Source organism: Plantactinospora sp. CNZ321 (assembly GCF_004217235.1).
In genome coordinates this window covers 6981753-7001819 of the sequence record NZ_SHKQ01000001.1, presented here as the reverse complement: position 1 = coordinate 7001819, position 20067 = coordinate 6981753, and the positions used below count along the sequence as shown (strand labels likewise).

At 71.7% G+C, this 20067-nt stretch carries 16 protein-coding genes and 1 pseudogene; 10 read left to right on the top strand and 7 right to left on the bottom strand.

Annotation, left to right across the window (positions count from 1 at the left end; translation table 11 throughout):
- Window positions 1-107: 107 nt before the first annotated feature.
- Complete coding sequence (locus EV371_RS30410; protein ID WP_207230651.1) at window positions 108-2903, top strand: BTAD domain-containing putative transcriptional regulator; 2796 nt, start codon at window positions 108-110, stop codon at window positions 2901-2903.
- A 52-nt stretch (window positions 2904-2955) separates the two neighbouring features.
- Here the strand turns inward: EV371_RS30410 and EV371_RS30405 are convergent, their stop codons facing one another.
- The 3 genes from EV371_RS30405 to EV371_RS30395 all read right to left on the bottom strand — a co-directional run bounded on the left by EV371_RS30405 (window position 2956) and on the right by EV371_RS30395 (window position 7479).
- Window positions 2956-3780 carry a GDSL-type esterase/lipase family protein gene (locus EV371_RS30405; RefSeq protein ID WP_130465072.1) on the bottom strand — a complete coding sequence of 275 codons (825 nt, stop codon included), beginning with the start codon at window positions 3778-3780 and terminating at the stop codon, window positions 2956-2958.
- A gap of 105 nt (window positions 3781-3885) precedes the next feature.
- Window positions 3886-5418: an outer membrane protein assembly factor BamB family protein gene (locus EV371_RS30400; protein WP_130465071.1), complete on the bottom strand. Its 1533-nt coding sequence runs from the start codon at window positions 5416-5418 to the stop codon at window positions 3886-3888.
- 351 nt (window positions 5419-5769) lie between these two features.
- Complete coding sequence (locus EV371_RS30395; protein WP_130466331.1) at window positions 5770-7479, bottom strand: phospholipid carrier-dependent glycosyltransferase; 1710 nt, start codon at window positions 7477-7479, stop codon at window positions 5770-5772.
- 147 nt (window positions 7480-7626) lie between these two features.
- Between EV371_RS30395 and rsmI the strand changes: the two genes are divergently transcribed.
- The gene (rsmI, locus tag EV371_RS30390) at window positions 7627-8487 is read left to right on the top strand and encodes a 16S rRNA (cytidine(1402)-2'-O)-methyltransferase (RefSeq protein WP_486484855.1); all 861 of its coding nucleotides are present in this window, start codon (window positions 7627-7629) and stop codon (window positions 8485-8487) included.
- A 27-nt stretch (window positions 8488-8514) separates the two neighbouring features.
- Here rsmI and EV371_RS30385 read toward each other — a convergent pair whose 3' ends face one another.
- Window positions 8515-9459: a hypothetical protein gene (locus EV371_RS30385; RefSeq protein ID WP_486484854.1), complete on the bottom strand. Its 945-nt coding sequence runs from the start codon at window positions 9457-9459 to the stop codon at window positions 8515-8517.
- Between the two features lie 355 nt (window positions 9460-9814).
- Between EV371_RS30385 and metG the strand changes: the two genes are divergently transcribed.
- From metG to EV371_RS33615, 5 genes and pseudogenes are all read left to right on the top strand, one after another.
- Window positions 9815-11632 carry a methionine--tRNA ligase gene (gene metG / locus EV371_RS30380; protein WP_130465070.1) on the top strand — a complete coding sequence of 606 codons (1818 nt, stop codon included), beginning with the start codon at window positions 9815-9817 and terminating at the stop codon, window positions 11630-11632.
- Window positions 11633-11659: 27 nt separating this feature from the next.
- The gene (locus EV371_RS30375) at window positions 11660-12520 is read left to right on the top strand and encodes an SAM-dependent methyltransferase (protein WP_207230650.1); all 861 of its coding nucleotides are present in this window, start codon (window positions 11660-11662) and stop codon (window positions 12518-12520) included.
- Between the two features lie 125 nt (window positions 12521-12645).
- On the top strand, window positions 12646-13218 hold the full coding sequence (locus EV371_RS30370) for a sigma-70 family RNA polymerase sigma factor (RefSeq protein ID WP_130465068.1): 573 nt from the start codon (window positions 12646-12648) through the stop codon (window positions 13216-13218).
- Window positions 13218-13784: a hypothetical protein gene (locus tag EV371_RS30365; RefSeq protein ID WP_486484853.1), complete on the top strand. Its 567-nt coding sequence runs from the start codon at window positions 13218-13220 to the stop codon at window positions 13782-13784. Before EV371_RS30370 ends, EV371_RS30365 begins: the two co-directional genes overlap by 1 nt.
- Window positions 13785-13984: 200 nt before the next feature.
- Window positions 13985-14314 (top strand): annotated as a pseudogene (locus EV371_RS33615) (PHB depolymerase family esterase); the annotation flags it as partial.
- 373 nt (window positions 14315-14687) lie between these two features.
- Here the strand turns inward: EV371_RS33615 and EV371_RS30355 are convergent.
- On the bottom strand, window positions 14688-14897 hold the full coding sequence (locus tag EV371_RS30355; protein ID WP_130465067.1) for a DUF397 domain-containing protein: 210 nt from the start codon (window positions 14895-14897) through the stop codon (window positions 14688-14690).
- A gap of 534 nt (window positions 14898-15431) precedes the next feature.
- Here EV371_RS30355 and EV371_RS30350 point away from each other — a divergent pair.
- Complete coding sequence (locus EV371_RS30350; protein WP_130465066.1) at window positions 15432-15875, top strand: hypothetical protein; 444 nt, start codon at window positions 15432-15434, stop codon at window positions 15873-15875.
- 376 nt (window positions 15876-16251) lie between these two features.
- Window positions 16252-17157, top strand: a complete 906-nt coding sequence (locus EV371_RS30345; RefSeq protein ID WP_130465065.1) for a TatD family hydrolase — start codon at window positions 16252-16254, stop codon at window positions 17155-17157.
- 138 nt (window positions 17158-17295) lie between these two features.
- Here EV371_RS30345 and EV371_RS30340 read toward each other — a convergent pair whose 3' ends face one another.
- Both EV371_RS30340 and EV371_RS30335 read right to left on the bottom strand, forming a co-directional pair.
- Window positions 17296-18378, bottom strand: a complete 1083-nt coding sequence (locus EV371_RS30340) for an Lrp/AsnC family transcriptional regulator (protein ID WP_130465064.1) — start codon at window positions 18376-18378, stop codon at window positions 17296-17298.
- Complete coding sequence (locus EV371_RS30335; protein WP_486484852.1) at window positions 18375-18713, bottom strand: alpha/beta fold hydrolase; 339 nt, start codon at window positions 18711-18713, stop codon at window positions 18375-18377. The genes EV371_RS30340 and EV371_RS30335 overlap by 4 nt, the downstream gene beginning before the upstream one ends.
- A 62-nt stretch (window positions 18714-18775) precedes the next feature.
- Between EV371_RS30335 and EV371_RS30330 the strand changes: the two genes are divergently transcribed.
- Window positions 18776-20062 carry a glycoside hydrolase family protein gene (locus tag EV371_RS30330; protein ID WP_130465062.1) on the top strand — a complete coding sequence of 429 codons (1287 nt, stop codon included), beginning with the start codon at window positions 18776-18778 and terminating at the stop codon, window positions 20060-20062.
- Window positions 20063-20067: the final 5 nt, after the last annotated feature.

Sequence of the window (20067 nt, the reverse complement as noted above, 5' to 3'; positions counted from 1 at the left end):
CGGTGCCTGGGAACCCTGCCCCGCGTCATGTGATAAAGCGGCATCGACGCTTTCGGTAATGTCCTGGACCGGCACCCGCGTGCACCATGACACCGGAAGGGGTTGCGGTGGAATTTCGGCTGCTGGGTCCGGTGGAGGTGGTGAGCCACGGCCGGGTGCTCAAACTCGGCGGTGCAAAGCGCGCGGCCCTGGCCGCGGCCCTGCTGCTCCAGGCGAACCGTGTGGTCCCGCTCGGCCAACTTGCCGAGGCGCTGTGGGCGGCACCTCCGCGTGCCATGGAGTCCAACCTGCGTACCTACGTCGCCGGTCTGCGCACCACGTTCCTCGACGCCGGTGAGGACGGGGCCCGCCTCGCCACCGACCAGCGGGGGTACCGCCTGGAGGTCCGCCCCGGCGAGCTGGACCTGGACACGTTCGAGGCGCTCGCCGCCGAGGGGGACCAGGCGCTGGCCCGGGCCGACACCCCGACCGCGGTGCGGCGGCTGCGCGCCGCGCTCGACCTGTGGCGCGGGCCCGCGCTCGCGGGGCTGGTCGGCGGACCCTACCTGGGGATGGAGGCTGATCGGCTGGACCAGCGCCGGTTGCAGGTCGTCCGGCGGTGGGCCGACGCCGCCCTGGCCGAGCGCTGCCACGAGCAGGTGGCGACCGAACTCGACCCACTGGTGCGGGCCTATCCGATGTGGGAGGGGCTGTGGGGCCAGCTGATGCTCGCCCTGTACCGGTGCGGCCGGCGGGCGGCGGCGCTGGCGGCGTACCGGGAGGCGTACCAGGTCCTCACCCGCGAGTTGGGCGTGCTGCCGGGCCAGGCGTTACAGGAGTTGCACCAGCGGATCCTCGCCGCCGACCCCGACCTCGACCCACCACCGTCGGACACGCCGGTGCGGACCGCCCTGCCGAGGCCACGACAGCTGCCGGCGGACATCGCCACCTTCGCCGGCCGTACCGAGCAGCTCCGCGCGCTCGACGCGTTACTGGGCGCATCCGGCGGGGACCGGCCGGAGGCGGTGGTGATCGCCGTCCTGACCGGCGCGCCCGGGGTCGGCAAGACCAGCCTGGCGGTGCACTGGGCCCACCGGGTGGCCGAGCGGTTCCCCGACGGACAGTTGTACGTGAACCTGCGGGGCTTCGACCCCGGCGGCGTGGTGGTGTCGCCGTACGACGCGGTCCGCGGGTTCCTCGACGCGCTGGGTCTGTCGCCGCAGCAGATCCCGGCGAACCCCGATGCCCAGGCCGCGCTCTACCGCAGCCTGCTCGCCGAGCGACGGATGTTGATGGTGCTGGACAATGCCCGCAGCGCCGAGCAGGTCCGTCCGCTGCTTCCCGGCGCACCGGGCTGTCTGGCCGTGGTGACCAGCCGTAACCAGCTCGCCGGCCTGGTCGCGGCCGACGGTGCCGATCTGCTGACGGTGGACCTGCCCAGCCCGGCCGAGGCGCGCCGGATGCTCGTCGACCGGCTCGGCGACGAACGGGCGGCCAGGGAGCCGGCCGCGGTCGACGACATCATCGCCGGCTGCGACCGGTTACCGCTCGCCCTGGCGATCGTCGCCGCCCGGGCCGCCAGCCACCCCGGCTTCCCGCTCGCCGCCGTCGCCGCCGAACTGCACACCGCCCGGGGCGGACTGGACCCGTTCGCCGGCGACGATCCCGCCACCGACGTGCGGGCGGTCTTCTCCTGGTCCTACGGCGCGCTGCCGGCTCCGGCGGCCCGGGTGTTCCGGCTGCTCGGCCTGCACTTCGGAGCGGACATCGCCGAATCGGCCGCGGCGAGCCTCGCCGCACTGCCGGTGGAGCAGGTACGTCCACTGCTGAAAGTACTGACCAAGGCCCATCTGCTCACCGAGCGCGTTCCCGGTCGGTACGCCTTCCACGACCTGCTGCGCGCCTACGCCGCCGAACTCGTCGACAGCGTGGACCCGGCGGCGGACCGGAGCGCGGCGCTGCTCCGGTTGCTCGGCTGCTACCTGCACAGCGCGCACACGGCCGCGTTGCTGCTGGACCCCGCCCGGGAGCCGATCGGGCTGCCCCCGTTGCCGCCGGGCGTCACGGTCGAACGGTTCACCGACGGCCCGCAGGCGGTCGCCTGGTTCACCGCGGAGCATCGGGCGCTGCTCGCCGCCATCCGGTGGATAGCCGATCATGGCCTCGACGACCAGGCCGTGCCGATGGCCTGGGTACTGACGGACTTCTTACATCGTCAGGGGCACTGGACGGACTGGGTCACCGGCCAGCAGGTCGCCCTGGACGCCGCGCGGCGACTCGGGGACCGGGCCGGGCAGGGGTGGGCGCACCGCGTCCTCGGGCACGCGTACGTCCTGCTCGGACGGCCACAGGACGCGCTCTGCCAGTTCGAACACGCCCTCGAGCAGTACCGGGCGCTCGCCGACCACGTCGGGCAGGGCACCTCCCACCTCGGCCTGGGCGGGCTGCTGGAGCAGGACGGCCGGTACCGGGAAGCGTTGCACCAGTGCCAACGGGCGCTCATCCACTTCAGCCAGGCGAACGATCGGATCGGGCGGGCCCGGGCCCTCAACGCCGTCGGCTGGTGCCACGCACTGCTCGGCGACCACCAGCAGGCACTCACGCACTGCCGCGCGGCGCTCGCCATCCAGCGCGCACTCGGCGACCGGCGGGGCATGGCGACCAGCCTGGACAGCATCGGCTACCTGCACCATCAGTTCGGTGAGCACGCCGCTGCCGTCGACTGCTACCAGGAGGCCGTCGAGCTGTTCCGGGAGGAGGGGGACCGGTACTACGAGGCCGACGTGCTGCACCACCTCGGCGACACCCACCTGGCCCGGGGTGACCGTACGGCGGCCAACGAGGTCTGGCGACGAGCCCTGGACATCCTCGACGAACTCGGCCATGCCGGCGCGATCACGGTTCGGAAGAAGCTCGACGCCTGACCTCGGTTGCCGCGCAGGCCAGGGCAGCTCCGCACGCGCCGTGGGTGGCCGGTCAGGACGTGCGGGCGGCGGCCCGCAGGGCGGATTCGACGATGCCGGCGTACCCGGCGTGGCCGGCCCGGTTCGGGTGGTACGACTCGCCGAGCGGGTTGGACGTACCGTTGATCCACTCGACGTCGTCGCAGACCGCGTGCCCGGTGAACGGACCCCGGGCGTCGACGAAGGCGAAGCCGTGCGCGGCGGCCCGGGCGGCGATGGTGGTCGCCAGCAGGTTCGCCGCGGCGTTGAGTTCGGCCTGCTCGCCGGGGGAGATCCGGGCGATGATGTTGCACTCCTCGCCGTTGAAGAGCCGCGGGTAGCCGACCACCGCGACCCGGGCGTTCGGGGCCAGGCCGCGGATCCGGGAGTAGAGCTGGTCGAGCCGGCCGGGCAGGGTGTTCCGGATGGTCTTCTCGGCGTTGTCGATCTGGGACCAGCAGGTGGTGGGCCAGGGCAGCGCGCACTGCACGATCACCGATGCCCAGCCGATGTCGTTGCCGCCGGCCTGGACCGTGACGTAGCTCGTGGCCGGGTTGAGGCTGCCGAGCTGTCCGCTGAGCACGCTGAGGGTGGTGGCTCCGGAGCAGGCGGCGAAGGTGAGCGTGGCACCGAGCCGGGCCGCGTCGAGCACCGGGTAGGCGTGCCGGGAGCGCTGGCAGGAGCCGCTGTCCGGGTAGTACTCCCGGGTGCCGGTGCCGGAGGCGTACGAGTCGCCGACCGCGGTGTAGGTGGTCGCCGCCGCGTGTGCGGGTGTGGCGGCCAGGCCGATGGTGAGGATGCTGACGAGTGGGACGGCGATGGCGGTCAGCCGGGGGACCAGGCGACGAGGCAGCGGCATGTTGGCCTCCTGACATAGGCAAATGTTGATGTCAGGCTGGCAGATACCTGCGTCGTGCGGAAGTAGTTGCGTAGGTTTCTTTCCCTCCGGCCGGTGTCGGGCGGGTCAGCGGGCCGCGATGGCGTGGAACGCGCCGGCCCGGGTGCCGACGTAGATCCGCCCCCGCCAGACCGCCGGAGTCGACTCGATGCAGCCGCCGAGCTTGATCTTCCACAGTGGCTTCGGCGCGGCCCCGGTGTCTGCGACGTCGTACGCGTGCAGCGTGCCGTTGCAGTCCCCGATCACCAGTACGTCGTCGACCACCACCGGCGACTGCCAGGTCGGCCCGGGCAGCTCGAACCGCCACCGCACGGCCCCGGTCGCCCGGTCGACGCCGAGCACCTCGCCGCCCTGGGTGTCGAAGATCGCGATGTCCCGGTGCAGGGCCGGGCTGCCCCAGATGCCCGCCGGCTTGCGGGCGTGGTCGTCGACGTGCCACACGCTCGGGTTGTCCCGGCGCGTCGGGTCGAGTTTCATCATCTGCCCGACCTGCCTCGACCGGGCGGTGCCCCGCTCGTACTCCGAGCCGACGTAGAGCGCGCCGGTCTCGTCGATCGCGATCGAGGCGTCGGTGTCGTCACCGGTCCAGAACCGGAACACCCGCTTCGGCTTGCGGCCCTGTTTCAGCCCGCTGATGTCCCAGCCCTGCACCAGCCCGCCGGAGTTGGCGAAGTAGACCACGTTGCCGGAGATCGCCACCGAGTTCTCGATCGAGACCATCCGGTCGTCCACGTCGCGGAGGAGCTGGGCGTCCCAGCCGGGGGCGTTGAACACCAGCTTCGGCTTGACCGTGACCCTGCCGTCGGCGTCGTACCCGCGGTTCAGCTTGACGATGTGGAACTGGCTGTTCTCGCCGCCGAGGAAGAGGTAGTCGTCGAGGATCAGGCCGGCGCCGTCGAAGTCGTCGTTCCACATCGTCGGCGAGACCGCCCGGGCCGACAGCTTCCACAGCTCTCTCGGTCGGCCCCGGTCGATCGCGATCACCCGGTAGTAGTTGTCCCGCGATCCGGAGTAGACCAGCGGGAACCCGTCCGGGTCGACGGTGACCGAGCCCTTGATGATGTCACCGGTCGGGAAGTCCGGCAGGATCCGCTCGCCGGTCTCGCCGTCCAGAAAATGAATCTTGTGGTCGTACGCCCCGAAGACCACCCAGGTCCGCCCGTCCCGCTCGAAGACGGCGGGTTGGCCGGTCCAGCCCGTACCGCACCACACCCGGGTGCCCTTCTCGTCGGTCGACTTCCCGCACAGGCCACCGCTGCGGGGGAACTGCCACTGCCGGACCGGAGTGGTTCGGGGCATCGGCCCGGTGCCGTAGTACGTCCGGGTCGGGTTGCCCCGGAAGGTGAGCAGGCCGTCCACCTTCTCGCCGTACGGCTTGCCGACGAGGGCCGGATCGGACCAGCCGGTGAAGGGGGTCGGTGCGGCACCGCCCCCGCCGGCCGGGGTCGGGCTGATGCTGCCCGACCAACTCGGCGCGGCGTCCGGTGCGTCGCCGGCCAGATCGCAGGAGGTGAGCCCGAGTACGGCCACCAGGCCGACCACGAGGAGCCGGGTAGGGGTCGGGGGCGGGGTGAATCCTGAACGCAGTGGTCCGGTCACCGCAACAGTGTGCCTACCGACGGCAGGTACCAACAGGGCCCTTTTCGGTCACTCGAATGTCGGGTCCTTCCGTCGGGTCGGCCCGATGATCAGCGGAGCCGGCATCCCGTGCACGGGGAGTGGTCCGACGCCACGTGATCGGGCGGCTGATGCCCCTCCGGGCCCTCTGCCCCATACGCCCGTCTTGCTCGGCGGTGCGTCGGTCGGAAATCTGACCCGACACCACCCGTTGTGCCGCTGATCCAGGGTGGTTAAGCTCCTTGGTGCGCGCCCCAATCGCCCGCTTCCCCCGTGGCAGGCGATCGGGGCGCGCACCTTTGTCTGGGCCCCGATCGCCCCTCACCAGCCGATTCAGATCCAGCGGTTGCCGAGCCACATCCGGCTCGACCACTCCGCGTACGGCAGGATCTGCGCCACGAAGATCGGGTAGAAGTAGGCGAAGCAGATCGCCACCAGTAGCACGTACGTGCCGGCGACGATCGCGCCGATCATGCGACGGTCACTGGTCTGGCCACCCTGGGTGTCCTTGGCCCGCTCGGCGTCCCGGGTGCCCTTGGCCTGCTCGGCGCCGTGGGTGCCCGAGGCCTCCTCGGTGCCCGATCCGGCCGGCGGGTCACCTCCGGCCGGGGAACCCGCCGTCGCCGGTGCCCGGGCCGGGCCGGTGATCGCGCCCAGCACGTAGGTCACGGCCAGGATCATGAACGGCACCACCGGCGCGACGTAGAAGAAGAACATCGTCCGGCCGTCCATCGCGAACCAGAACCAGGGCAGCAGGCCGGCCGCCACCGGCAGCAGGATCGCCGGGGCCCGCCAGTCCCGCCGGGCCAGGCCCAGCCAGGCGAGCGCGGCCAGCGCCGGCAGGAACGACCACCACAGGAGCGGGGTGCCGAGCAGCAGGATCTCGGAGGCACAGCTCGGGGCGCCGCAGGCGCCCTGGTCGGACCAGTGGAAGGCGACCGGCCGGCCGAGCAGCAGCCACTGCCAGGGCCAGGACTGGTAGACGTGGCTTTCGCTGAGGCCGGAGTGGAACCTGAGCGCCTCTTCGTGGTAGTGCCAGAGGTTGAGCAGGCTGCCGATGACCGGCGGGCTGGACTGGCCGGTGTCGGCCCGCCAGTTCCGGAAGTAGCCGTTGTCGCTGGCGAACCAGCCGGACCAGGTGGCGAGGTAGACCAGGACGAGCAGCACCCCGGTGCCGACGAGCCAGAGTCCCTCGTCGAGGAAGGTGTCCCGCCACGGCCGGCGTACCCCGACGGAGCGTCGGGTGCCGACCTCCCAGAGGACGACGAGCAGCGCGAACACCGGTACGAAGTACAGCGCGCTCCACTTCACCCCGAACGCACAACCGAGCATCACGGCGGCGAGCAGCCGCCACCACGGCACCCCGTCGGACCACCGGAACGGCGGCCGGTTGCGCCGGCCCGGCTGGCTCGGGTCGAGGCCGGACTCGATCGCCCGCAGCCACCGCTTCCGCCGGACGTCCCGGTCCACCACCAGGGCGCCGAACGCGGCCAGCACGAAGAACATCAGGAAGATGTCGAGCAGCGCGGTGCGGGAGAGCACCAGGTGGAAGCCGTCCAGCGCCATCAGCAGCCCGGCGGTACAGCCGAGCACCGTGGAGTGGAACATCCGGCGGGCGATCCGGACCAGCAGCAGCACCGAGAGGGTGCCGATGGCGGCGGCGGAGAACCGCCAGCCCAGCTCGTTGTAGCCCCAGATCTGCTCGCCGATCGCGATCATCCACTTGCCGAGCGGCGGATGCACCACGTACGCGGCGGTGTTGTTCTTCTCGTCCCACTCGATGCCGCGCAACAGCAGGTTGTGCGCGTCGGTGGCGTAGTAGACCTCGTCGAAGATCTTGCCCTTGGGATTGCTCAGCCCGACGAAGCGGAGAATGCCGGCGATCAGCACCACCACGGCGGTGGCCAGCCAGGACCACGGTTCGAGCCGGGCGTCGAAGGGTGCCAGCCGGCGTCTGATGATCCCTGGTACGCCCCCGGCGGGGCGTTCGGGGGGCTCGGTCGTGGCTGTTCCGCCCGGGGTGGCCGAGGTCACCTCGACCACCGGAGCTGCCGGCGGCCCGGCGGTGCCCGGGCCCTCGGTCTGCGCTATCGACGCCAGAGTCACCCCGTGATCGTAGGCTGCCAAGGTGTGAAACGGGGCACGACGCTCGCTATGTGCGATGACAGGTATCGATGAAGGAGTCGGTTCGTGGAAAAATCGCCCGGTAACGGACGGCTGATCCTGCTCGGGGCGCCGCTCGGAAACCCCGGCGACGCCTCCACGCGGCTGCGGGACGCCCTCGGGCAGGCCGACGTCGTCGCCGCCGAGGACACCCGCCGGCTCAGCCGGCTGGCCCGCGACCTGGACGTCACCATCACCGGCAGGATCGTGTCGTACTTCGAGGGCAACGAGGAGCGCCGCACTCCCGACCTGGTCGACGCGATCCTCGACGGCGCGCTGGTGGCGCTGGTGACCGACGCCGGGATGCCCAGCGTCTCCGATCCCGGCTACCGGCTGGTCCGGGCCGCGCTCGACGCGGGCGCGCCGGTCACCGTGGCACCCGGCCCGAGCGCCGTCACCACCGCACTCGCCCTCTCCGGTCTGCCCACCGACCGGTTCTGCTTCGAGGGCTTCCTGCCCCGCACCGGCGGCCCGCGCCGGGCCCGGCTGCGGGCGCTCGCCGCCGAGGAGCGCACCCTGGTCCTCTTCGAGGCGCCGCACCGGGTGGCCGGGATGCTCGCCGACCTGGCCGCCACGTTCGGTCCGGAGCGGCCGGCGGCGCTCTGCCGGGAGCTGACCAAGACCTACGAGGAGGTGCTGCGCCGCCCGCTCGGCGAGTTGGCGACCTGGGCCGCCACCGGCGCGCCGCGCGGCGAGATCACTCTGGTGGTGGCGGGCGCCCCGGCGGTCGCCGCGCCGGCTCCGGCCGTCGCCGACCTGCGGGCCGCGGTCGCCGAACTGGAGGCCGAGGGTACGTCCCGACGCGACGCGATCGCCGCCGTCGCCACCGGGTACGGCCTGCGCCGCCGGGACGTCTACAACGCCGTGCACCCGCCGACGGCGAACTGACCGGGCCGGCCGAGCCGCACCCGGGGGTCAGTAGGCGGCGGCCAGGAACCCGGCGGTGAGCAGCAGCGGGCCGCCGACGCTCACCAGGGCGGCGGCGTGCCGGTTACGCCGCCCGGCCAGCCGCAGCGCACCGGTGATCCAACCGGCTCCCACGCAGCAGAGCAGTACCATCCCGAAGCCGAGTACCCAGCGCAGGTGCAGCAGGCCGGTACCCGCGCCGACGTACGCCTGCCTGCTCTCCGCCCCGGTCATCCGGGCCGTCACCCGGCTGCCGAACTCCCGGTGTGCCCCGTCGACGTCGGCCAGCCGGACGTCGTACACCCGCAACCGGCCGCTGTCGGCGCTGAACGTGCCCCGGCAGTGTTGCCCGAGCCCTCGCCCCGTGCAGGTCTCCACCGTCGCGGTACCCACCTCGCCGTGCCCGGCGGCGAGCCAGAACGGCTCGGCGCTGACCCAGGCGAAGAAGCTGGCGACCAGGGAGCAGAGGATCACTCCGGCGAGCCCGAGCGCCGGGTTCCGCTGCGGCTTCGGCGGTCGGGGTGCCCGCTGCCCGGTCGCGGCCGGGTCCTTCGGCCGGCCGTACCAGGTCCGGGGGGTCGGCTGGACGGGTGTGCCGTCCCAGTGGACCTCCTCGATCGGCAGCCAGAAGTCGTCCTCGTCGGCCGCGTCCGGCTCCGAGCCGGCCGGTCCGGTCGGCAACTGGCCGGTCGAAGTGTTCCAGGCCGGTCCGGTGGCCCGGGGTGCCCGCTGGGGCAGCATCGCGAGCGGGGCGCCGGTGGTCGGTTCGATGCCGGACGGTCCGGCGAGGGTGCCGGGGGCGCCGAGCCAGGCGGAGCCGAGCGCGGGCGTGGCGCCCCGGAACGGTCCGGCCGGCGCGGGCTCGTACGCCGGGGCCGGGCGCTGCTGCGGCGCCGGTCCCGCCTCGGCGGCCGACTGCCCGACCGGTCCGGGTCCGGTTGCCGGCCGCTCCACCGCTGCCGCCTCGGTCTCCGGGCGTCCGACCGCTCCCGGATCGGCTTCCGGGCGCCCAACGGCCCCCGCCTCGGCTTCCGGGCGCCCAACAGTCCCCGGATCGGCGGGCGGCGGGTGCTCTACCACCTCGGCGGACGCCTCGGAGTCGACCGGCGCCGGTGGATCGGGCTCGCCTGCGGCAGGGCACGTTTCCGCTGCCTGCTGCCCACCCTCGTGGCCCGTCACCCGTCCATTGGACAACGCTGATCCGGCTCGAACGGGCAGCGCGACACGCGTGTCGAAGGAGAAAAAAGTCGGATATCAGTCTGAATATTGGCAGGTTAGGCGATCTTTCAGCTCACTAGGCTAGGTGTCGATGAGTCACGTTCTCGCGGCGGTCGCCTGGCCGTACGCCAACGGCCCACGACACATCGGTCACGTCTCCGGCTTCGGGGTCCCCTCCGACGTGTTCAGCCGATACATGCGGATGGCCGGCCACGACGTACTCATGGTCAGCGGCACAGACGAGCACGGCACGCCGATCCAGGTGCAGGCGGACCGGGAGGGCGTCAGCCCGCGCGAGCTGGCCGACCGCTACAACCGGGTGATCGTCGAGGACCTGCACGGGCTCGGCCTCTCCTACGACCTCTTCACCCGGACCACCACCCCCAACCACCACGCGGTGGTGCAGGAGCTGTTCGAGACGCTGCACCGCAACGGATACATCGTGCCCAAGGTGACTATGGGGGCGATCTCGCCGTCCACCGACCGTACCCTGCCGGACCGCTACATCGAGGGCACCTGCCCGATCTGCGGCTACCCGCACGCCCGGGGCGACCAGTGCGACAACTGCGGTAACCAGCTCGACCCGGTCGACCTGGTCAACCCGCGCTCGAAGATCAACGGGGAGACGCCCCGGTTCGTCGAGACCGAGCACTTCTTCCTCGACCTGCCGGCCTTCGCCCGGGCGCTCACCACGTGGCTGGACTCCCGGGAGGGCTGGCGGCCGAACGTCCTGCGGTTCTCCCGGAACCTGCTGGACGACCTCCAGCCCCGGGCGATCACCCGGGACCTGGAGTGGGGCGTACCGATCCCGCTTGAGGGCTGGCGCGACCGCAGCGACAAGCGGATCTACGTCTGGTTCGACGCGGTGATCGGCTACCTGTCGGCGTCCATCGAGTGGGCCCGGCGCTCCGGCGACCCGCAGGCGTGGCGGCGCTGGTGGGCGGCGGACGCCCAGCGCGGCGGCGGCGTCGACGGGGACGCCCGCGGCTACTACTTCATGGGCAAGGACAACATCGTCTTCCACTCGGTGATCTGGCCGGCGCTGCTGCTCGGCTACGACGGCGAGGGTGACCGGGGCGGTGAGCCCGGCGATCTGGGCCGGCTCCAGCTGCCGACCGAGGTGGTCTCCAGCGAGTTCCTGACCATGGAGGGTCGGAAGTTCTCCTCGTCCCGCCAGGTCGTCATCTACGTACGCGATTTCCTGGCCCGGTACGACGCCGACGCGCTGCGCTATTTCATCGCCGTCGCCGGGCCGGAGAGCCAGGACACCGACTTCACCTGGGCGGAGTTTCTGCGCCGCAACAACGACGAGCTGGTCGCCGGCTGGGGCAACCTGGTCAACCGGTCGATCTCGATGGCCGCGAAGAACTTCGGCGCGATCCCGCCGGTCGACCCGGCCGGGCTGACCGAGGCCGACCAGGCACTGCTCGGCACCGCACGGGCCGGGTTCGGCACCGTCGGCGGCCTGATCTCCAGGCACCGGCAGAAGCAGGCGATCGGCGAGGCGATGCGGGTCGTCGCGGAGGCGAACAGGTACCTCTCCGAGCAGGCGCCCTGGAAGTTGCGAAGCGAGGCTGACAAGCCCCGGATGGGGACGGTCCTGCATGTCGCGCTCCAGGCGGTCAGCGACGCCAACACGCTGCTCACGCCCTTCCTGCCGTACTCGGCCCAGCGGGTGCACGAGCTGCTCGGCGGCACCGGCGTGCACGCGCCGATGCCATCGATCGTGGAGGTGGACGACCTCGACGGCGGACCGTCGTACCCGGTGTTGACCGGGGACTACACGGTCGGGGCGAGGTGGGAGTCGGTACCGGTCGAGGCGGGGCGGCCACTCGCCGCGCCGAAGCCGGTCTTCCGCAAACTCGACCCGTCCATCGTGGACGAGGAGCTCGCCCGACTCGGCGACTGACCCGAGCCGCCCGCTATGATTCGGCTCGTGACGGCACCCAACGACGGAAGCAGGCCGCAGATCCGGCAGGACGTGCCCACCCCGGCCCGAATGTACGACTACTGCCTCGGCGGCAAGGACAACTTCCCGGTCGACCGGGCGGCGGTGCTTGCCGTACACAAGCAGTTTCCGGAAGGGGTGACCGAGGCCCGGAACAACCGGCTCTTCCTCTACCGGCTGGTCCGCTTCCTGGCCCGGGACGCCGGCATCCGGCAGTTCCTGGACATGGGCAGCGGGTTGCCGACCCAGGCGAACGTGCACCAGGTGGCCCAGCGGTTCCAGCCGGACGCGCGCGTGGTCTACGTCGACAACGACCCGATCGTGCTGTCGCACGGCCGGGCGCTGCTCGCCGACGACCGGACCACCACCGTGATCGCCGCGGACATGACCGAACCGGAGCGGATCCTCGACGACCCGGAGACGCGGAAGCTTATCGACTTCTCCGAACCGGCCGCCGCGCTGTTCCTCTCGATCGGCCACTCGATCGTCGACGACGAGAAGCTGCGGGGCATGTTCGAGACGGTCTGGGCGGCGCTGGTCCCCGGCAGCTACCTCGCGTTCTCCCAGGTGTGCGGGGTCGACCGGGCGACGGTCGAAGAGGGTAACGAGATGACCAGGCGGCTCGGCCTGTCCTGGCGCAACCGCACGGTGGCCGATGTCACCGAGCTGCTGCGCGGGCTGGAGCCGGCGGAGACGATCGAGCCGGGTCTGGTCAAGGTCGTCGACTGGCGTCCCGACCCCGACCAGCCCACGTTGGCACATGTCGACGAGCCGCTGCGGCCGTACCTGGAGTCGCCGCCGCGCAACCAGCGGTCGATGGAGTGCGGCGTGGTGTTCCGCAAGCCCTGAACTGTTCCGCGAGCCCTGAAACAACCGACCGGGTGTCTGGCATAGCCAAGGTGTGAAAGCACTACGACCCGGGAGGGGCACCTTGGCGAAGACGCATGTCCGAAGGCCGGCCGGACGGAGCACCGGTGCGGACTGACATCGAACTGCTGGTGGCCTCGGACCACGACGCACACGCCTTCCGCGAGCTGTACGACAGGTACGCGAACGTGATCCACGGGTTCTTCCGGCGGCGCACCGGTGAGCACGAAGCGGCGTTGGACCTGACCGCCGAGACCTTCGCCCAGGCGTGGCAGTCCCGGCACCGCTTCGTCGACGAACGCGGCGGATCGCTGGGACCGTGGCTCTTCGGCATCGCCCGCAACCTGCTGCTGCGGGCGGTACGGGACCGGCGGGTACTCGCCGAGGCCACCGCCCGGCTCGGGATGCGGGCCGAGCGGGCCGCCGTCATCCCCGACGAGAGTTGGCTCGACGGCCTGGACGCGGACCTGGAGACCGCGCTCGCGTCCCTGCCAGCGGCGCAGCGCAGCGCGGTGGAGCTGCGGGTGCTGCACGACCGCAGCTACGAGGAGATCGGCGACGCGCTCGACTGCTCACCCGGCGCGGCCCGGATCCGGGTCTCCCGTGGACTCACGGCGCTGCGCGGACGACTCCGACCGACCGGCCCGACCCGGGCAACCCAGACGAGGAGGGCATCCTGATGACCAACGACCTGCACCCGGACCTGGTCCGGCTCGGCAACGTACTGGAGCACGCCGTGAGTCGGGAGATCGCCGCGAGCGCACCCCGCCGGGTACACCGCCGACGGCTGTTCGGGTCCCGGACCGCGTTCCTCGCGGCGGTCACCGTCGGTGCGCTTGCCGTCGGCGGCGGTGCCGCTGCCGCCGCCGTCGCGCTGCTGACGCCGGACACCGTCGCCCGGGGCATGCCGGGCTCGGCGGTGATCTTCGAGGGCACCGACCCGACGTGCACGACCGAGGACAGCGTCGTCTTCACCTGCACGCTCAGCCGGGCGCCGCAGGACGACGTGCGAACCGACCTCTCCAAGATCCCCGAAGCGAAGCGCCCGACCAAGCCGAGGGTCGTCGACTTCAAGGACCGCAAGGAGGCCTTCGTCGACGGGCAGCGCAGGATCGCCGGCGGATGTGTCGGTGCCGACACGGCCGGCCTGCACTGGACCTGCTACGCCGGCCAGCGGGCCGTGGACGAGGGGATCATCGGCCAGGACCTGCTCGGCGAGTACCAGCCGACCCCGGCCCGGGGCTGACCGACCCGCCACCGGACAGGCCGGGGACAGCGTCGCTGCCCCCGGCCGACGGGCCTCACCTGGACGCCAGGTGCGTTACGCGACCTCGGTGACGTACCTGGTGTCCAGGTCACCGGCCGAGGCGAGAATGGACCTATGCAACGGTTGTCACGGAAGGACGCAGGGTCGGCGAGGGCGCGCTCGGCACCGCCACACAGGCCGAGGAAGCGCACGGCTGGAACGCCGTCGCCGACCGGGAGGGCTTCCTCGTCGCCTATCCGGACGGGACCAGGCCGACCTGGGCGGTAAGCGACGGCCGCTGCGGCCCTGCGGTCCGGGCCGGGGTCGACGACGTGGCATTCGTCGAGGGGCTGGTCCGGGCCGTCGCCGCCGAACTGCCGGTCGACCCGAACCGGGTCTACGCCACAGGCATCTCCAACGGCGGGATGCTGGCGTACCGGCTGGCTGCGAGAGCAGCACCTTTGCCGCGATCGGCCCGGTCGCCGCCACCAGGCTGGGCGAGTGCCCGTCCCCGGCGCCGATATCGCTGATCCACATCCACGGCAGCGCCGACCCGACGGTGCCGTACGGCGGCGGCCCCGGCCTGCTCGACCTCGACCCGCCCTCCTCGGCCCTGTCCGCCACCGAGACGCTCTGGAGCTTCTTCGTCGCCCACCCGAAGCCCTACCCCCAGCCCGGTAGCACGCGCCGCCGACCTCACAACGGCACTTTTCGGCCGACGGCGATACTGCTCCACGCGAGACTGTCGAGCTGCCCCGCCTGTGCTCCCGGCGTGCTGTCCCGCACGTGCTCCCGGCGTGCTGCCCCGCCTGCCGCCCGAGCGACGACCGTCACCTGGACAACAGAGGCGCTACGCGGCATCGGTAACGCATCTGTTGTCCAGGTCACCGGCCGGTACACCGGCTACCGGTGGGCGGCGGCGCGTACGGAGTGGACGAATCGGCGCCACGGGGAGGGCGGAAAGGTGAGGACCGGGCCGTACGGGTCCTTGCTGTCGCGTACGGCGACCAGGTCGGGCAGGTTGTCGGCGACCTCGACGCAGTTGCCCTCCGCCCCGCTGCGGCTGCTCTTGCGCCAGGCGGCACCGGTCAGCTCGACTCGTCGGTCGATCATCGTCTCTCCCCTGCGAACGATCTGATCACGTCGTTCGATTCTGTCTCCGACAGGGCGAGCCCCGATCCGCCAGATCTTCACCGTCGAACACTCCGCCGCCGCTCCGGCCGTCCTGATCGTTATGCCGCCCTCGTCGCGGAGCTGACGCAGAAGCGCGGCCGAGTTGTCGCCGGGGCACGGTCGTCCGGTTCTGGTCCATTGCCGTTGCCTTTCGCCGATAGTGAAATGCGGTGGAATTGCAGACCGAAATGCCGTTTCGGCGCGGGTAGGGGAGTTGGCGGCCCAGGTGCGGGTAGCAAGGGCATCGCGCCGATAAGCGAGGTGTAATTCGGCTCCGATCATCGACAGTGATATTAGTAATGCCCAATCGCTACGGGCACCCGCGAATCGCGAGTACTCCGAGTGCCGCCGATGGCGCGGGCGGCTGTTCCATCTCTTCCAGTGGGCGCGCGCGATCCTGCTCTCACGGGTTGCGGAGTCGTAGGATCGTGGCGGGACGAAGCTCGCGTACCGCCAGACCGACCGGAGGAAACGATGCGCAACACCGAAATGGCGAAGCTCGGCGGGCTCGTCGGCGAGTGGACGGCGACGCTGTCGGACGCCTGGTTTCTCGAACCGCCGGGCGCCACGGTGCCGGGCACCACCACCGTCGAGTGGCTCGGAGAGTCGCTACTGGTCCTGCGGTCGGAGTTCGGCGGAGGCGGGCACGCGCATTCCGAAATGAGCCTCGTCCTCGGGCGCAGCGACCCGAACGACCGGTTCGTCGCGCTCTACCAGGACGACCGCGGCGTCTGCCGGCAGTTCGCCATGACCTTCGACGGCGGGTACTGGACGATGCTCCGCGAGGACCCCGACTTCCACCAGCGCTTCACCGCCGAGGTCGAGCCGGATCGGATCCACGGCCGTTGGGAGGCGTCCGAGGACGCCGGCAAGACCTGGCGAAAGGACTTCGACCTCACCTTCGCGCGCCTGCGCTGACGCGTCTCAAACGCGGTACGGCACGTCGAGGAGCTGGTCGTCGGCGACCTCGACCGCCGGCGCCCACGCCTCGTAGACCCCGCGCTCGTAGCACTGCGCCGAGTGCGGCGACGTTGTCCGGGTCGGGCCGGCAGAGCCGTACCCGCAGCCAGCCGCCCTCCTTCCCCGACCTCGCTGGCGTGGGCATACCGGTGATAGCGGTAGCGGGCGTCGGGGCGGCGGTCCCGCTCGAAGCCGGGCGCCGCTCCGGTGCTGAACAACTCGTACGCGGCACCCCGGGCGAGTTCCCCCGTCCCCGCCGGTTCGGCCGACGCCTACCGCCCCGCTATCCGGGCCCATCCGGTACGCCCGGGCCAGAGCACGGGACCGATATGTGATGCTGGCGGCGATGAGTCAGCAGCCGACCGAGAGCCGCCATCAGCGGGCCGCCCGCCGGGCGGGGGAGTATCCACCGGTACCCGAGCCGCTGCCGGTGCCGGTGCTCGACAGCCACACCCACCTGGACATCACCCTCGCCGAGGCGGACCCGCCGCCCTGGCACGGCCGGTCGGCCGATCCGGTGGCGGCAGCGGTCGAGCTGGCCACAGAGGTCGGGGTGGACCGGCTGGTGCAGGTCGGTGTCGACGTGAGCTCGTCCCGGTGGGGTGCCGAGGTGGCGGCGCGGCAGCCGGCCGTGGTCGCCACGGTGGCGCTGCACCCGAACGAGGCGCCCCGGCTCGCCGACCTGGACGAGGCGCTGCGGGAGATCGAGGCACTCGCCGCCGAGGAACGGGTACGCGGGATCGGCGAGACCGGGATGGACTTCTTCCGGACCGGGGACGAGGGTCGGGCGGCCCAGGAGGCGAGCTTCCGGGCGCACATCGCGATCGCCAAGCGGTACGCCAAGCCGCTGGTGATCCACGACCGGGACGCGCACGCCGACGTGCTGCGGATCCTCGACTCGGAGGGTGCCCCGGAGACGGTGGTGCTGCACTGCTTCTCCGGCGACGCCGACTTCGCCACCGAGTGTGTCCGGCGCGGCTACCTGCTCAGTTTCGCCGGCACGGTCACCTTCGGCAACGCCGGCGCACTGCGCGAGGCGGCCCGGGTCACCCCGCTGGACCAGATCCTGGTGGAGACCGACGCCCCGTACCTGACCCCGATGCCGCACCGGGGGCGGCCGAACGCGTCGTACCTGATTCCGCTGACCGTCCGGTCGCTGGCCGAGACGACCGGCGCCGACCTCGGCGAACTCTGCGCGGCGCTCTCCGCCACCGGGAACCGGGTTTTCGGTCCCTGGTGACGGCCCGGTCGCCGACCGAGCCGGCCACCGGAGACTCCACCGGTGGCGCCCCGTCCAGCGCCGCGTCCCGTGTGTGCACCCAGCTCGACAGGCGGCGGCACGGAGGCCGGCCGTCCGGCAGCCGCCGGCGCGCCCCGGTCAGGCCGAGGTACGCCGACCGCGGGCGGTGCGGCCGTTGTTGCCGGTCGGCGTACCGCCGGTCGGCTGGGTCGGTACCCCGCCGCCCAGGCCCTCGGCGGCGAGTCGCCGGGCCGCCCAGGGGGTGATCACGAAGCCCCGCTTCACGGTGAGCAGCTGCACCCCGGCCGTCCACGCCCGGATACCGTCTATCCCACCGAGAGTCCTGGTGGTGAACTCGAAGACGTCGGCGTGGGTCGGCAGGATCACCTCGCACATCAGCGACTCCTGGCCGAGCGTCGCGGCGACGTAGCGGACGCCGCGCAGCGCGGCCAGTTCCCGGGCCACCCCGTCGAGCCGGGACGGCGCCACCGAGAGCCAGAAGAAGATCTCCGCCTCGAAGCCGAGCGCCGTCGCCGGGACCAGCGTGATCACCTGTACGCAGCCCGCGTTGTACCGCGACTCGAACCGCCGCCGGACGGTGCTCTCGCTGACTCCCAGCCCGCCGGCCACGGCCTGGAAGCTGTTCCGGCCGTCCTCGCGGAGCGCCGCGATGATCCGCTCGTCCAGTTCGTCGAGGTGCGCCGGGGGGCAGTCGTGCACCGGCGGCGGGGCGACGAGCTGGGGCCCGGTGCCGAGCAGGTGCCGGGACCACTCGTGGGTCGACTTGTAGGTGTGCAGGTTCAGGTCCGCGACGCTGCCCTGCACCCCGGGGACCTTCTGCAACCCGTTGAGCAGCACGCTGTGCAGGCTGGCCCCCTTGGGCACCAGTACCTCGGCGACCAGATCGTAGACCCCGGTCACCAGTGCGACGAACCGGATCTCCGGCATCGCGGCCAGCGCCTGCGCGGCGGCGAGCTGGCTTCCCGCCGCGCAGCGGATCCGCACGATGAGCAGATCGGCCAGCCCGCCGCCGGGCTGCGGCGCGGCGGCGACCTTGACCAGCCCGTCGGCGAAGAGTTGCTGCGCCCGGCGCGCCACGGTGGTGACCGAGGTACCGGTGAGCTGGGCGATCTCCGTCCAGCTCGCCCGGCCGTTGACCTGGAGCGCGGCGACGATGCGCCGGTCGGTCGGGTCGAGGTCGTAGGTCTCGCCGGGCGTCATGCCCGGTGCGCCGGTACGCCGGCCAGGAAGTCGCGGACGACCTGCTGGAAGCGCTCCGCCTCCTCCAGCTGCGGGGGATGCCCGGAGTGCTCGAAGACCACCAGTTTCGCGTCCGGGATCAGCTCGACGGTGGTTTCGCTGCATTCCACCGGCGTGATCCAGTCATGTCGACCCACGGTGACCAGGGTCGGACAGGAGATCCCCGGGAGCAACGACTTGATGTCGTAATTCGGCTGGTTGACGGCGAATGCGAAGTTGTGCGTGGCAAACCGGTCGTAGTAGCGGCGCTGCTCGACGATCGGCTCGCCGAGCAGGAAGGTACGCTCGCGCTCCACGAACCGTCCGCCGAGGCTGCGAGTGTGCGGGATCTGTGCGGCGGGCCCGAGATCATCCGGGCATGCGTACTCGGAGGCTTTCCGCCGCCGTCGTCGTCGGCCTGCTCACGGTCGCGGCGCTCGCCCAGCCGGCGCACGCCTGGACGCCCACCGTCTCCTCGTCGGGCGTGCCGCTCCCCAACGGGGTGTACCCCGGACAGGCCGGCTATCAGACCGCCGGCTACTACCAGTACGCGCCCTCGATCGTCCAGACCTCGAGCACCCAGCGGATCATCTACTACTGCGCCAACCAGGTCGAGTACGACCGCAAGGCGGGCAACGGACTACAGGCCACCCACGACCACGTCCTGTTCAACGTCGGCACCCGGCAGTCGAACGGCTCGTACAGTTGGGGCCGCACCCAGGTGGCGCTCCGGCCCCGCCTGGAGCCGGGAAATCCCGGGTACCATCCGGCCACACCGCGCTGGGCGGCGTACCACATCTGCGACCCGGAGGTCGTCAAGGGCAGGTTCACGTACCCGACGGCGGACGGCGGGCGGCGGACCTACACCTGGGCGATGTTCTTCACCGGGGCGGACAACGATGACGGCGGCGCCGACGGCCGGTTCAACGTCGTCGGCCTCGCGCTGGCCACCTCGCCGCTCGGTCCGTGGACCATCGTCGCGAACCCCGTCATCGACATCACCGAACCGGACTACAACCCGGCCGGATACGGCGTGGGTCAGCCGAGCGTCACCAGCGTGAACGGGCAGGGATACCTGCTGCTCTTCTACAGCGGGCTGGACTGTGCCGCGCTGGACCGCCCCGAGCCCGGTTGCGACGGCACGGACCGGGGCACCGCCGTGCGTACGCTCGACATCAGCAACGCCGACGCGCCGGTTCTCGGCACCAGGTCGTTCGTCACGACCGCCGGGCTCACCCCCGAGCCGTTCCTGCCGAACTCGGGGCGTTTCCTGCACAACGCCTCGTGGGCCTACGACTTCAGCCGGGACTCGTTCGTCATCTCCCGGGACACCGGGGCACTCGGCGGCAACGAGGTCCAGGAGTCGGTCGAGATCGACTGGATCGCCGGAGCCAGCATCTGGGCGGGCGGCGGCACCTGGACCGTCATCGGGCAGATCACCGGCGCCCAGACCGGATACCGGTGGAACCACAACTCCGGGCTGGTCCGCGACGCATACGGTGGGCTCGCCTACCGGGCCCCGCTCGACCACTCGGGCGTCGACGTGTACTTCGCCACCGAGCCGGGCCAGAGCACGGTGACGCCACCCTGGGACGGGTACTTCAGTTACCGGATGCGGCACTGCACATCGCCGCTGCACGAGTCGCCGCCGCAGCAGGCTCGGTGACAGGG

Excerpts from the sequence above, each read along its gene's own strand:
- EV371_RS30345 (WP_130465065.1), top strand. The coding sequence starts at position 16,252 with ATGCTGGCGGCGATGAGTCAGCAGCCGACCGAGAGCCGCCATCAGCGG.
- EV371_RS30350 (WP_130465066.1), top strand. The coding sequence starts at position 15,432 with ATGCGCAACACCGAAATGGCGAAGCTCGGCGGGCTCGTCGGCGAGTGG.
- EV371_RS30355 (WP_130465067.1), bottom strand. The coding sequence starts at position 14,897 with ATGATCGACCGACGAGTCGAGCTGACCGGTGCCGCCTGGCGCAAGAGC.
- EV371_RS30365 (WP_486484853.1), top strand. The coding sequence starts at position 13,218 with ATGACCAACGACCTGCACCCGGACCTGGTCCGGCTCGGCAACGTACTG.
- EV371_RS30340 (WP_130465064.1), bottom strand. The coding sequence starts at position 18,378 with ATGACGCCCGGCGAGACCTACGACCTCGACCCGACCGACCGGCGCATC.
- EV371_RS30330 (WP_130465062.1), top strand. The coding sequence starts at position 18,776 with ATGCGTACTCGGAGGCTTTCCGCCGCCGTCGTCGTCGGCCTGCTCACG.
- EV371_RS30405 (WP_130465072.1), bottom strand. The coding sequence starts at position 3,780 with ATGCCGCTGCCTCGTCGCCTGGTCCCCCGGCTGACCGCCATCGCCGTC.
- metG (WP_130465070.1), top strand. The coding sequence starts at position 9,815 with ATGAGTCACGTTCTCGCGGCGGTCGCCTGGCCGTACGCCAACGGCCCA.